11 protein-coding genes are annotated in these 13,643 nt (G+C 61.6%); 4 read left to right on the top strand and 7 right to left on the bottom strand.

Going from position 1 to position 13,643, the window contains the following annotated elements:
• Nucleotides 1-55 precede the first annotated feature (55 nt).
• Nucleotides 56-958, bottom strand: a complete 903-nt coding sequence (locus tag BK660_RS03830) for a LysR family transcriptional regulator (RefSeq protein WP_123432154.1) — start codon at nucleotides 956-958, stop codon at nucleotides 56-58.
• 106 nt (nucleotides 959-1,064) lie between these two features.
• Between BK660_RS03830 and BK660_RS03825 the strand changes: the two genes are divergently transcribed.
• Nucleotides 1,065-2,462 (top strand): MFS transporter, encoded by a 1,398-nt coding sequence (locus tag BK660_RS03825; RefSeq protein ID WP_123432153.1) that lies wholly within the window; start codon nucleotides 1,065-1,067, stop codon nucleotides 2,460-2,462.
• Nucleotides 2,459-3,733: a glucarate dehydratase family protein gene (locus tag BK660_RS03820; RefSeq protein WP_123432152.1), complete on the top strand. Its 1,275-nt coding sequence runs from the start codon at nucleotides 2,459-2,461 to the stop codon at nucleotides 3,731-3,733. Before BK660_RS03825 ends, BK660_RS03820 begins: the two co-directional genes overlap by 4 nt.
• A gap of 161 nt (nucleotides 3,734-3,894) precedes the next feature.
• On the opposite strand, the gene BK660_RS03815 is transcribed toward BK660_RS03820, so the two are convergent.
• The 6 genes from BK660_RS03815 to BK660_RS03790 all read right to left on the bottom strand — a co-directional run bounded on the left by BK660_RS03815 (nucleotide 3,895) and on the right by BK660_RS03790 (nucleotide 10,811).
• The gene (locus BK660_RS03815; RefSeq protein WP_123432151.1) at nucleotides 3,895-5,454 is read right to left on the bottom strand and encodes an amino acid permease; all 1,560 of its coding nucleotides are present in this window, start codon (nucleotides 5,452-5,454) and stop codon (nucleotides 3,895-3,897) included.
• A gap of 147 nt (nucleotides 5,455-5,601) precedes the next feature.
• Nucleotides 5,602-6,762: an iron-containing alcohol dehydrogenase gene (locus BK660_RS03810; protein WP_123432150.1), complete on the bottom strand. Its 1,161-nt coding sequence runs from the start codon at nucleotides 6,760-6,762 to the stop codon at nucleotides 5,602-5,604.
• A gap of 3 nt (nucleotides 6,763-6,765) precedes the next feature.
• Entirely contained in the window at nucleotides 6,766-8,157 is a 1,392-nt protein-coding gene (locus tag BK660_RS03805) for an aldehyde dehydrogenase family protein (RefSeq protein ID WP_123432149.1), read from the bottom strand.
• Nucleotides 8,158-8,164: 7 nt separating this feature from the next.
• On the bottom strand, nucleotides 8,165-9,538 hold the full coding sequence (locus tag BK660_RS03800) for a glutamine synthetase family protein (RefSeq protein ID WP_123432148.1): 1,374 nt from the start codon (nucleotides 9,536-9,538) through the stop codon (nucleotides 8,165-8,167).
• 116 nt (nucleotides 9,539-9,654) lie between these two features.
• Nucleotides 9,655-10,179: a G/U mismatch-specific DNA glycosylase gene (gene mug, locus BK660_RS03795; protein ID WP_123432147.1), complete on the bottom strand. Its 525-nt coding sequence runs from the start codon at nucleotides 10,177-10,179 to the stop codon at nucleotides 9,655-9,657.
• Between the two features lie 8 nt (nucleotides 10,180-10,187).
• Entirely contained in the window at nucleotides 10,188-10,811 is a 624-nt protein-coding gene (locus BK660_RS03790) for a TetR/AcrR family transcriptional regulator (protein ID WP_123432146.1), read from the bottom strand.
• 227 nt (nucleotides 10,812-11,038) lie between these two features.
• On the opposite strand from BK660_RS03790, the gene BK660_RS03785 reads away from it, so the two are divergent.
• Both BK660_RS03785 and BK660_RS03780 read left to right on the top strand, forming a co-directional pair.
• Nucleotides 11,039-12,172: an HlyD family secretion protein gene (locus BK660_RS03785; RefSeq protein ID WP_123432145.1), complete on the top strand. Its 1,134-nt coding sequence runs from the start codon at nucleotides 11,039-11,041 to the stop codon at nucleotides 12,170-12,172.
• The gene (locus tag BK660_RS03780; RefSeq protein WP_123432144.1) at nucleotides 12,172-13,641 is read left to right on the top strand and encodes a DHA2 family efflux MFS transporter permease subunit; all 1,470 of its coding nucleotides are present in this window, start codon (nucleotides 12,172-12,174) and stop codon (nucleotides 13,639-13,641) included. The genes BK660_RS03785 and BK660_RS03780 overlap by 1 nt, the downstream gene beginning before the upstream one ends.
• Nucleotides 13,642-13,643 lie beyond the last annotated feature (2 nt).

Below are 13,643 nucleotides of genomic sequence, written 5' to 3'. Positions count from 1 at the left end.
TCCCGATGAACGCGCTGTCGCGGGTGAGGATTACTACAGGTGAACACCCACCCATTCACGCACCCCATCCTTCCCTGACAGCCTTGCGAATCCCCTCCAGCAACATCGCAAACGCCGGGTTGTCATTGTTCTCGCGCCAGATCAAATGCAGCTCGCTCTGTACGCCTTCCCCCAGATCGATATCCCGGAACACCACGTTCTTGAACACCACGCTGGTGGCGCAACGCGGGACCAACGCCAGGCCCATTCCGGCGTTGACCAGCGCCAGGATCGTCAGTGACGAACCGAGCCATTGCACGTATTCCGGGGCGACGCGGGCCGAGCGCAGCATGCCGGTCAGCAGTTCGTTGAAGGGCGGGTAGGCGGCGTGGGAATACATCAGGAACGGTTGCGCGTCGAGATCCTGGACGGAGACGGTGTCGGCAGTGGCCAGCGGGTGGCGACTGGGGACGGCGAGCACGAACGGCTCGCGCACCAGGCACTCGGTGGCGTAACCCGGTTCGAGCAAGGGCGCGCGGACGATGCCCAGATCGATACGCCGGGCACGTAGGGCTTCGTGCTGCTGGTAGGTGTTCATCTCCGACAGGTCGATTTTGACGTGGGGCTGTTTGAGCCGCGCTTCGGCAATCACCTTGGGCAGGAATTCGTACACCGCGCTGCCCACGAAGCTTATGTTGACCGAACCGATGTCGCCTTCGGCAAACCGTCGAGCAGTGACGGCGGCTTGCTGGGCGCGCTCCAGCAGGTTCTGCGCTTCGATGAAAAACGCGCGACCGGCGGCGGTGAGGGCGACGCTGCGGGTGGTGCGGGTGAACAGCTCGACACCCAGGTGGTGCTCCAACAACTGGATCTGTCGACTGAGCGGCGGTTGTGTCATGTTCAGGCGTTCGGCGGCGCGCCGAAAGTTGAGTTCGGTGGCCACTGTGGTGAAGCAGCGCAGTTGAGTCAGTTCGAACATTGATCTAATCCAGGTATCAATCGAATGCCAAGTTAGATTAGACGGGATCAATTGCCGCGTCCATGATCGGCTCGTCCCTAAAAAAACAATGATCGGGAGTTGCCTCTTGAATACCCTCCAGAATTCGCCGGATCCGAGTGTGCTGGCCCGCGCCGCGGCCAAGGTGAAACGCCACGTGCTGCCGCTGTTTGTGGTGATGTTCATCGTCAACTACATCGATCGGGTCAACATCGGCTTCGTGCGCAGCCACATGGAAACCGACCTGGGCATCGGCGCCGCAGCCTATGGCCTGGGTGCCGGGCTGTTCTTCATCGGTTACGCAATCTTCGAAGTGCCCTCCAACCTGTTGCTGCAACGCTACGGTGCTCGCGCCTGGCTGACGCGCATCATGTTCACCTGGGGCGCGGCCGCGATGGCCATGGCCTTCGTGCGCGGCGAAACCAGTTTCTATGTGCTGCGCTTCATTCTCGGCGCAGCCGAAGCGGGTTTTTTCCCGGGCATCATTTACTACTTCACCCAGTGGTTGCCGTCGACCGAACGGGGCAAGGCCATGGCGATCTTTCTCAGCGGTTCGGCGATTGCGTCGGTCATTTCCGGCCCGGTGTCCGGTGCGCTGCTGAACGTCAGCGGTTTCAGCCTGCATGGCTGGCAATGGATGTTCCTGATTGAAGGTTTCGCCTCCATCGTCCTGTGCGGTTTTGTCTGGTTCTGGCTGCAATCCCATCCGCGTGAAGCGAAATGGCTGAGCGCCGAAGAGAAGGACGCGCTGGTAGGGGCCATCGCGCTGGAGCAGCAGGCTCGCGAAGCCGCGCAGACGATCAAGCCGTCGATGTTCAAACTGCTGGCCGACAAGCAAATCGCGCTGTTCTGTTTTATCTACTTTTCCATTGCCCTGACCATCTATGGCGCCACGTTCTGGCTGCCGAGCATGATCAAGAAAATGGGCAACCTCGGTGACTTCCAGGTCGGCCTGTTCAACTCGATTCCGTGGCTGATTTCCATCGTCGCGATGTATGGCTTCGCCGCCATGGCCAGCAAATGGAAACACCAGCAAGCCTGGGTCGCGTTGACGCTGGTGATTGCGGCGTTTGGCATGTTCATGTCGACCACCGGCGGACCGATCTTCGCCTTCGTCGCCATCTGTTTTGCGGCCATTGGTTTCAAGGCGGCCTCGGCGTTGTTCTGGCCGATTCCGCAAGGCTATCTGGATGCGCGTATCGCCGCGGCGGTGATCGCCCTGATCAACTCCATCGGCAACCTGGGCGGTTTCGTGGCCCCGACGGCGTTCGGTTTTCTCGAACAAAAAACCGGCTCAATCGAGGGCGGGCTCTACGGCCTGGCCGCTACCTCACTGGTCGCCGCCGTGGTGATCTTCTTCGCACGCACCGCACCTCGTGGTGACGCCTTGCGCTCGCTGACCGGTAAGCCCGCCCCGACCCCCTTGCCACAACCCACTGTCAGTCACACCGCTTTGAAACCAAATCCAAAGGGAGCAGCCTCTTGAAAATCACACGAGTCACCGTCACCCCCATCGCTTTCCGTGATCCGCCGCTGCTCAATGCCAGTGGGATCCACGAACCGTTCGCGCTGCGCTCGATCATCGAGATCGAGAGCGACAATGGCTACATTGGCCTGGGGGAGAGTTACGGCGACGCGCCGGCGCTGGCGATCCAGCAGCAGTTGCAAGGCCAAATGATCGGCCTCGACCCGTTCAACCTCAATCAACTGCGCGCCATCGTCCAGGCTACGGTGGCGGCGAACAAACCGGCGAGCATCGCGGGCGCGGAACTGGCACCCGGTTCTCACGCCAGCAAAGCGGTGAGCAATGCGTATTCGGCGTTCGAAGTGGCGTTCCTGGATCTGCAGGCGCACTCGTTGAACGTGCCGTTGGTGGACTTGCTGGGCGGGGCGATCCGGGACGAGATTCCGTTCAGCGCCTACCTGTTTTTCAAGTACGCCCAGCACATCGACTCGCCTTACAAACCCGACAGTTGGGGCGAAGCGCTGAACGAAGAGCAGATCGTCGCCCAGGCTCGGCGCATGATCGAGACCTATGGTTTCAAGAGCATCAAGCTCAAGGCGGGCGCGCTGGAACCGGAGCATGAAGTGGCGTGCATCAAGGCGCTGAAAAAGGCTTTTCCGGGTTACCCGCTACGGATCGATCCGAACGCTAACTGGTCCCTGGAAACCTCGATTCGCATGGCCCAACTGCTGGGTGACGACCTGCAATATTACGAAGACCCGACGCCGGGCCTGGAAGGAATGTCCGAACTGCACAAACGCACCGGTCTGCCGCTGGCGACGAATATGGTGGTGACCGATTTCGATGAGTTCCGCCGCAGTGTCGCCTTGAACAGCGTGCAGATCGTCCTCGCCGATCACCACTATTGGGGCGGCCTGCGCGACACCCAGGCGCTGGCGAAAATGTGCCAGACCTTTGGCCTGGGCGTGTCCATGCATTCCAATTCGCATCTGGGTATCAGCCTGATGGCCATGGCCCACGTCGCCGCGTCGGTGCCGAATCTCGATTACGCCTGCGACACGCATTACCCGTGGCAAGACCCGGACGAAGAAGTGATCAAGGGCGGCAAGCTGCCGATCGTCGATGGTTGCGTGAAAATCACCCGCGCACCGGGGTTGGGCCTGGAGCTGGATCACGATCAACTCGGCAAGCTGCATGACCAATACCTGACATGCGGCATTCGCCAACGCGATGATGTGAAACAGATGCAGCGTTACAAGCCGGAGTGGAAAACCATCAAGCCACGGTTTTGAGGTAACGCAATCTCTGTAGCAGCTGGCGAAGCCTGCGTCCGGCTGCGCAGCAGTCGTGAACCAGACGATGCGGTGCTTCAGGAAAACCGCACACTCAGGTTTTTACGACTGCTGCGCAGCCGGACGCAGGCTTCGCCAGCTGCTACAGGGTGCGTGCAGCTTCAAACGCGTTTATTCAACGCCGCTTCAGCCGCCGCAATCTGCGCCTGGCGCTGGGCAATCACATCGCCCACCGGCGGCCCCTGGAAGCGCCGGGCTTCAAAGCCGAACCAGACAATCGCTGTCAGCACCAGGAAGCCAATGGTGATGTACAGCGCCCAATCGTTCGGTGGCTGAATGCCGATGATGAAGATGATCACCATCGACAGCACCGAGAGCAGGGCGAACACGGTGTACCAGAAGCGTCCCATGTTCCACGGGCCCATGGTCGGCCACTTCGCGGTCCCGTAGGTAAACAGGCCCAGCACGATGGGAATGATGAAAGAGAAGAACAGGAAGATCACCGTGCAGGACACCACGATCGTATAAACAGGCGTGGCCCCGACCGAGATTACCGACGAGCCCCAGTCAAACAGCACGGCGAGGGTGGCACCGGTCCAGATCGCCGCCACCGGGCTGCGGAAGGTCGGCGAGACCGAGGCCAGTGCTTTGGAAAAGGGCAGGCCGCCGTCACGGGAGAAGGCGAAGATCATCCGCGACACCGAGGTCACCGTCGCCAACCCGCAGAGGATCTGCGAGACGAAAATCGCCACGTACAACGCGAGCTTGAGCGTCGGGCTGGCCTGGGTGTTCATGGCCCAGAAAAACACGTTCCAGCCTTGCTTGGCCGCTTCGTCCATGTTCGGCAGCATCAGCACGAACGAGCACAACATCACCCAACCGAACAGCAACGACCAGACCACCGACATGACCATGCCGCGCGGCACGGAAATCGCGGCGTTGCGCGTCTCTTCGGAGGTGTGTGCCGAGGCGTCATAACCGGTGATGGTGTAGATCGGCAGCAGCAGGCCGAGCATGAACACCCAGCCGTTCGACACCGATGGCCAGACCGCGCCGCCGGCATCGCCGGAGTAGTTGCTGAAGGTCCACAGCCGCGCGAACTCATAACTCGGTGCGGAGATCAGGCAGACGATGGTCAGCGCCAACGCCGTGGCGAAAATCAGGTAGCCGGAGAAGTCGGTGAGCTTGGCGGTCAGGCCGATCCCCAAGTGGTTGCACAAGGCCTGAAGGCCGGTCAGCACGGCGAGGAAAATCACCCGCACCGTGGTCGTGTCTTCCATGCCCAGCGCCGGGCCGAAGGCACCGAAAAAGAAGTAATAGGTGCCGACGTTGATCGCGCCCAGCACGGTGACCAACCCCAAGAGGTTGAACCACGCGGTCAGCCATCCGGTGAAGCGGTTGCCGAGAATCGAACCCCAGTGATACAGCCCGCCAGCGGTGGGGTATGCCGAGGAAATCTGCGCCATGGCCATGGCGAACACCCCGGAGATCAGGCAGCCGATGGGCCAGCCGATGCCGATGGACGCGCCGCCCGCGCCGGAGGTGCCCTGGGCGAGGGAGTTGATGCCCCCGGAGAGGATGCAGATGATCGAGAAGGAAATCGCGAAGTTGGAGAAAACGCCCATGCGTCGCGAGAGTTGCTGGGCGTAGCCCATGCTGTGCAGCGCCTTGACGTCGTCGTCATGGGCGGCGTCAGTGCCGGGCTGGCTTGCTGGATTCATGTTGTGTGCCCCTTCAGGTTTTGATACGCGCCCCTCCGGAATGCCGGACGAACTGGCTTTCAACCCCTTGTCGTACTGCTCCTGTCTCCCACCGTACAACCTGCCGGTGCGCTGCATTCATGTGTCGAGCACCGACAGTCAACTGCTCTACAGGCGGCCGTGAAACGCCGCGTCGAAAATCTCTGCTGCACCGGCCTTGGTCAAGGGCAGCGGGTTGCCGCCGGCGGAAGGGTCGACCACGGCCATGTCCGCGATCAGGTCGGCCTGTTTGTCATCCACGCCCAACTCGAACAGCGTGTGCGGCACACCGATGTCTTTGCGCAACTTGAGGATGAAGGCCAGGAAACTGTCGAAGCCGGGGGAGGGCAGGCGCAAATACGCGGCCAGGCGCGTGATGCGTTCTTCGATGGCCGGGCGATTGAATTTCAGCACGTAAGGCATGAAGGTCGCATTGGTCATGCCGTGATGGGTGTCGTACAGCGCGCCGACCGGATGCGAAAGGGCATGCATCCCGCCCAGGCCTTTCTGGAACGCGGTGGCGCCCATCGCCGCCGCCGCGAGCATGTTCGCCCGCGCTTCCAGGTCGCCCGGCGTGTGCACGGCGCGCACCAGTGCGTTGGCCACCAGGCGCATGCCTTCCACGGCGATGCCATCGGCCAAGGGGTGGAAACCGGGGGCGCAGTAGGATTCCAGGCAGTGCGCCAAGGCGTCCATGCCGGTGCCGGCGGTGATTTTGGCCGGCATGCCGACAGTCAGCGCCGGGTCGCTGATGACCACGCGCGGCATCATTTTCGGGTGGAAGATGATGCGCTTGGTGTGGGTCGCCTCGTCGATGATCACCGCGGCACGGCCGACTTCCGAGCCCGTGCCCGCCGTGGTCGGCACCGCAATGACCGGGGCGATACGGCTTTCGTCGGCGCGGGTCCAGTAGTCGCCGATGTCTTCGAAGTCCCAGACCGGGCGCGTCTGCCCGCTCATGAACGCGATGAGCTTGCCCATGTCCAGGCCGCTGCCGCCACCGAAGGCGATCACGCCATCGTGGTTGCCGGCGCGCCAGGCATCCAGGCCGCCGGCGAGGTTGGCTTCGACCGGGTTGGGCTTTAGGTCGCTAAACATCGCGACGCCAAGACCGGCGGCACGCAGGGCTTCCAGCGCGGCGAGGGTCATCGGCGCACGCGCCAGGCCACTGTCGGTGACCAGCAGCGGGCGCTGGATGCCTTGGGCGCGGCAGGTGTCGGCGAGTTCCGCGATGCGGCCGACGCCGAAGCGGATGCTCGTAGGGTAATTCCAGTTCGCGGTCAGGCTCATGGCTCAGATCTCGTGGCGCAAATGGAAGGATTTGGCGCGGGTCAGGTGTTCATAACCGAGGCGCGACAAGGTGACGCCGCGTCCGCTGTTTTTCACCCCGGTCCAGGCCAGGGCCGGGTCGAGGTAATCGCAGCGGTTCATGAACACGGTGCCGGTGTCGATCTCGTTGCCCAGGCGTTCGGCGGCGGCGAGGTCCTGGGTCCAGATCGAGGCGCTGAGCCCGAATTCGCTGTCATTCATCAGGGCGATGGCTTCGTCGTCACCTTCGACCGGCATGATGCCGACCACCGGGCCGAAGCTTTCCTCGCGCATGACTGACATTTGATGAGTAACGTCGATCAACACCTGCGGCGCGAGGTAGGCGCTGCCCGGCTCGTCAACGGGAAACGCCGTGGGTTCAATCAGTGCCGTGGCACCTTGGGCCAGCGCTTCGGCGATCTGGCCGCGCACGAAATCAGCGGCGGCCGGTGTGACCAAGGGGCCGAGTGTGGTGGCTTCGTCCAGTGGATTGCCCAGCACGTATTGGCGGGTCAGGGCAGCGAAACGCTCGATGAAGGCCGGGTAGATTGTCTTGTCGACGTAAATGCGTTCGATGGCACAGCAGCTTTGCCCGGAGTTGAAGAAGCTGCCGTCCACCAGGTTTTCTACCGCGTGTTCGAGATTGGCATCGGCGCGCACGTAGGCCGGGTCTTTGCCGCCGAGCTCCAGGCCGACGCCAAGGAAGCGCCCGGTGGCGGCGGTTTCCATGGCCTCGCCAGCGCCGACGGAGCCGGTGAAATTCACTTGTTGCACGCGTCCGGAGCCAATGATGTCGGTGGTCTGGCGGTGATCGAGCAGCAGGTTGTGAAACAGGCCGGCCGGCAAGTTGGCGTTGGCCATGGCCTCGGCGAACCGTTCACCGACCAGCAGCGTTTGCGACGCGTGTTTGAGGATGACGCTGTTGCCGGCCATCAGCGCCGGAATGATCGTATTCACGGCGGTCAGGTACGGGTAATTCCAGGGCGCAATGACCAGCACGGTCCCCAATGGATCACGCTGGATGTGCCGGCGAAAACCGCTGACGGGTGTCGGTTCAATCGCTGCCAGGGCTTCAGGCGCAATGGCGATCATGTGCCGGGCACGCTCTTCGAAACCGCGCAATTCGCCCGCGCCAAACTGAACCGGGCGGCCCATTTGCCAGGCCAGTTCCCGCACGATGTCGGTTTTCATCGCCAGCATCGCGTCCACCACCGCACTGCAGAAAGCCGCGCGCTCGCTCAGTGGTCGGCGTTTCCATTGCGCCTGGGCGGTGGCGGCGGCGGTCAGTGCCTGTTCGATCTGCGTGGCGTCGGCGCAGCGGCGCTCGGCATACACCCGGCCATCGACCGGGGAAATGAGTTTGATGGTTGCCGTCATGCTGACCTCAATAGCGCTCGAAGCCGCGCTGCAGTTCCCAGTCGGTGATCCGCCGGTCGTATTCTTTTTGCTCCCATTCGGCGGTGTGCACGTAGTGGTCGATCACTTCGTCGCCGAACGCTTCGCGCAACATGCTCGAGGTCTGGAGCGCGGCGCTGGCTTCGCGCAAGGTCTTGGAGACTTCGGGCAGATGGTCATCGACGTAAGCGTCACCTTCAAAGGGCGGGGCGAGGGTGAGCTTCTCGTCGACCCCGGCCAGGCCCGCCGCGATCAGCGCAGCGAAGGCCAGATACGGGTTGAGGTCGGCGCCGCCGATGCGGCATTCGATGCGAATGGATTTGCTGCTTTCAGCACACAGGCGAAAACCTGCGGTGCGATTATCGCGGCTCCACACCGCCCGCGTCGGCGCAAATGTGCCGGCCTGAAAGCGCTTGTACGAGTTGATGTACGGCGCGAGAAAACAGGTGATGTCGTTGGCATATTTAAGCTGCCCGGCGACCCAGGAGCGCATCAGTTTCGACATGCCAAATTCAGCCTTGGCGTCGAAGAACAGCGGCTTCTTGCCGTTCTTGTCCCACAGCGAATTATGGATGTGGCTACTGGACCCGGCGGCGTCATAACGCCACTTGGCCATGAACGTGATCGCCTTGCCTTGCAGTTGCGCGATTTCCTTGCAGGCGTGTTTGATGATGACGTGGTGGTCGGCCATGGTCAGGGCGTCGGCGTAGCGGATGTTGATCTCTTCCTGGCCGGGGCCCCATTCGCCCTTGGAATTTTCCACGGGAATGCCGCTGGCCTGCAGGTGCTTGCGAATCGCCCGCAGCACCGGCTCTTCGCGGGTGGTCTGCAGGATGTTGTAATCCTCGATGTAATGGCCGGCGGTTTTCGGCTTGTGGTAGTTGCGCTTGTGGATCGCCTCGTAGCTCTCGTCGAACAGATAGAACTCCAGTTCCGAGGCGAACATGCCGGTATAGCCACGCTCGCGCAGGCGTTCGATCTGCTTCTTCAGGATCGCCCGCGGGCTGTGCGGCAAGTCGCGGCGATGGTGGTGATCGAGCACATCACAGAGCACCAGCGCCGTGCATTCCAGCCAGGGCACCCGGCGCAGGGTGGACATGTCGGGCTTGAGCACAAAGTCGCCATAGCCCTTGCTCCAACTGGCAGCGGCATAGCCCGGCACAGGCTCCATGTCGATGTCGTCGGCCAACAGGTAATTGCAGCAGTGGGTTTCTTCATGGCCGCTGTCGATGAAAAACTCGACCTGGAATCGTTTGCCGACCAGACGTCCCTGCATGTCGACCATGCAGACCAGGACGGTATCAATTTCGCCGGCAACGGCGGCACGCTTCAGTTCATCAAAGCTGAGAAGGGGCTCGGTCATCACGTCATTCCTGCGTGAACAGTGTGGGCCTGTCTGAAATAGCTGTTGCAGACGCTCTTCAGAAAAACCCAAACCCTGCCGGAGCGAGCATCGTGCGCAATAAGCTGATCCTTAGCTTAGCCTACTGTCGATTTGTGCAAGTTTTGATGGAGTTGGCGATACGCAGCCACCAATTGATCCAGCGAGAACGCCAGATTTCTTCCGCTCGGGTTGGGCAAGATCCAGACCTTTGCATGGCCGAAAGTCCTGGGTTGAAGGCCCCAGGCAATCTCTCGCTGGCCGGTTAACGCGCTGTAGGCGGCTTTGCCGAGAAACGCGACGACACGGGGGGCGTGGCGCAGGATCTTCTGTTCGAAGTCGGCAGCGGCGGCGGTGAATTCGTGCAACGACAGCTGATCGGCGCGCGCCGTGGGGCGGTCGACCACGGCGGTCAATCCGCAGCGGTACTGCAAGATCGTCCGGTCGTTTTCCGGGCGCACTTCCTCGGGGGTAAACCCGGCAAGGTGCAGCGTGCGCCAGAAGCGATTACTGCGGCCCGCAAAGTGATGCCCTTGGGCGGCGGCCGTCATGCCCGGATTGATCCCGCAGAAAATCACGTCGAGCTGATCGGCCAGTATGTCTTCAAGTCCTTCACCCGCCATAAAACCTCTCAACCGCAGATCACGTTGACCGCGTTGCGTGCCAGTTCGGTCAGCTCCGCGCGGGATTTGCCGGCGCGTGCCCGGATCGAAATGCTGTGCAGCAGGGAGGAGGCGAGCACGGCGAGGGCGGCCGGGTCGACGTTGTCCTTGAGTTCGCCGGCAGTCACGGCCGTTTTCAGACGCGCTTCGAGATCGGCGTCGAGTCGGCTGAGGCGATCGGACAGCACTTCGCGAATTTCAACGTCCTCTACGGCTTCGGTGGTTGCAGTGCCAATCGCAAAACAGCCACGCGGCTGGCCGTCTCCCGAGAAGTAGATCGACAGCTGCCCTTCATAGAAACGCATCAGCGCCTCGCTCAAGGTCAGTTGGCTGTCTGTCAGCGCAGCGTGCATGTCGGCGGCGGCAAATTCCCAGTACTGCTCGAGCGCCTTGATGTAGAGCGCGTGTTTGTCACCGAAGGCGGCATACAGGCTCGGGCGGTTCATGCCCGCTGCCGTGGCGATGCTGTCCAGCGACGCGGCGGAATAGCCGGTACTCCAAAACACACCAAGCGCTTGCTGCAGCGCGGTCTGCGGGTCATAGGCGCGTGGGCGGCCACGTCCTTTTGCTTCGGTAATCTTTTTTTGTGCCATGGCGTACAAAATCCTTGTGTGAAGGTAAGTCGAGGCATATTCTTACACCATCGCACAAAATTAAGGAACCAGAAGTTCCTCAATTTCAGGTTTGTTGAAGCAGAGCTCGAACTGGGTATAGCGGCGACGAAACAGGGTGCGGCGGAGCGATCCTTCTGACTGCGCACGGTATGGCTGTTTTTTATGGGTATTAGCCCCTGACTTCCCGGTTAAAGGTGTTTTCGATCATGACTAAACAGTTCGATATTCCGGCTTCACAAACCTTTGAGCACCCTGGGCCGAACCCGACAGCGCCCAACAAGAAAACGCTTAAAGAAACCGTACGGCCACTGTTGATGGTGGGTGTCCCGGCGCTCTTCGCCGCGATCGGGTACGCCCACTATGTCGCCGGCGAGCCCTACATCTCGACCGACAACGCCTACGCCCGAGTGGCCAAGGCCTCGATCAATGCGCGCACCTCCGGCCAGGTCATCGAGATCGCAGTCGAGGACAACCAGCCCGTTCGCAAGGGCCAGGTGTTGTTCCGCATCGACCCGAAACCGTTGCAGATCGCCGTTGACCGCGCACAAGCCCAGTTGAGCGTCGCGCGGTTGCGCATCGATGGGCTCAAGGCCAGCTACCGCCAGCAACAGGCTGAACTGCAATCGGCCAAAGAGTCGGCCGATTTCGACCAAAAGGAATTTGGCCGCAAGAAAGCGCTGGTCGCGTCCGAGTTCGTGTCGAAGTCGATTTATGAGCGCGCCGACACCGACGTGAAAGTGTCGCGCCAGCGAATTGCCTCGATCGAACAACAGATCGCCAGCACCGTGGTTGCCCTGAACGGTAATCCGAACATCGAGGTCGACAGCCACCCGGCCGTTCGCGAGGCCAAGGCGCAGCTGGATGAAACCCAGCTCTACCTCTCGTACGCCACGGTGTATGCGCCGGACGACGGCATCGTCGCCAAGGTCGATGATTTGCAGGTGGGCAACTTTGTGAACAACGGCGCGCCAGCCTTTGCGCTGCTGTCCGATCGCGAGGTGTGGGTGGAAGCCAACTTCCGCGAAACGGAGGTGACGCATATGCGTCCGGGCCAATCCGCGACCATTCACCTCGATACCTACCCGGATCACGAATTCAAGGCCCACGTGATCAGCATGAGCCCCGGTGCCGGCTCTGACTTCGCCTTGCTGCCGCCGGAAAATGCCACCGGCAACTGGGTCAAGGTGGTGCAGCGGGTGCCGGTGCGGCTCGAACTCGACGAGCTTGACCCGCAGATGCCGCTCTATTCGGGGATCAGCGCCACCGTCAAGGTCGATACCGGGCACCGCACGCCATGGTGGCATCCAATCAAGGCGCTGTTTACCTCAGGAGCTTCCTGATGAACACCACCCCCGCAGGTTCATTAAGGTTGGCCGCATTGCTCGCGACGTTCATGCAATCGGCGAACCTGCCTTTGCCCAATGCCGTGCTCCGTCTGATCCAGGGCAGTATGTCGATGACCGACGATCAGGCCGGATGGATCTTCACGTCGTACCTTGCAGCGAGTGCGATCACCATGCCGATCGCGCAATGGCTCGCCGGGCGCTATGGCTTGAAGCGGGTGTATCAAACCGCGCTGGCCGTATTCGTCCTGGGCTTGCTGCTCGCCACCCTGGCCTCGACGCCGCTGGAATTCATCGGCGCGCGGATTATCCAGGGCCTGGCGAGTGGCGTGCTGGCGCCGTTGTCGATGGCGATTGCCCTGGAAACATTGCCAATGGAGAAACGCGCGAAGTTCGGCGCGACGTGGACCGCCATCGTGCTGTTGGGCATCGTCAGCGGCCCGAGCATCGGCGGCTGGGTTGCCGAACATTTCGGCTGGCGCCCGATCTTCTACATCAGCCTGCCGCTGTCGGCGTACATCTTCATGGTGATCGCGCTGTTGCTGGCCGAGAAGAAGGCCGAGAAACGCCCAACGTTCGACTTTTTCGGTTTCGGCACCTTCACGCTGGGGCTGATCAGCCTGCAAATGTTGCTCGATCGCGGTGAACGCCTGGACTGGTTTGCCTCGACCGAAATCTGGCTGGAAGCGATCGGCTGTGCGCTCGGGCTCTACCTGTTTCTGGTGCATGTGCTGACCGCAAAGGTGCATTTCCTCAACAAGCGTTTGTTCAGCGACCGCAACTTCGTGTTGTCGACGGTGATCTTTTTCGCGGTGGGTTTCGTGTTGCTGTCGACCATGGCGCTGACCTCGCCGATGCTCGATGAAATCCTCGGCTACCCGCCGGACACCACCGGTTCGCTGACCATTCCGCGCGGCATGGGACTGGTCGGTGCGTTTCTGCTGATGGGGCGTGTTCCGGAGCGTTTCGACCGTCGGCTGTTCGTGGCCGCTGGCGTGGCCATCGTGGTGTACGCCAACTGGCTGATGCTCGGCTATTCGCCGCTGATGGACTGGTGGCCGGTGGCGCTGGCGGGTGCGATTCAGGGCTTCGGCATCGGCATGCTGATGCCGTCGCTGACCAAGGTCGCGTTCAGCACGCTTGATCCAGCGTTACGGCCGGAAGGCACCGGTCTGTTCAACCTGTCGCGTGTGTACGGCAGCACCCTCGGTGTGGCGATCGTGCAGTTGTATTTCTTCAACAACACCCACGCCATGCACATGGCACTGGCCAGCAACCTGACGCCGTATGGTGCGGCGGCGCATTCGGCGGCGACGTCCCTGCAAGCCATGGCGGGGCTCAACGAAATGATCACCGGCCAGGCCGCGTTTATCGGCGTGGTCGGTCAATTCAAGATTTTGATGTACGCGATGCTGGTGGTCAGCCCACTGGTGATCTTTCTTCGCAAGCCCGTTGCGACCAACTAGTT

It is taken from the genome of Pseudomonas brassicacearum (assembly GCF_003732265.1).
In the GTDB taxonomy this organism is placed as follows: domain Bacteria; phylum Pseudomonadota; class Gammaproteobacteria; order Pseudomonadales; family Pseudomonadaceae; genus Aquipseudomonas; species Aquipseudomonas brassicacearum_D.
The sequence above is the reverse complement of the archived record's forward strand: the minus strand, read 5'-3'. Positions and strand labels throughout refer to the sequence as shown.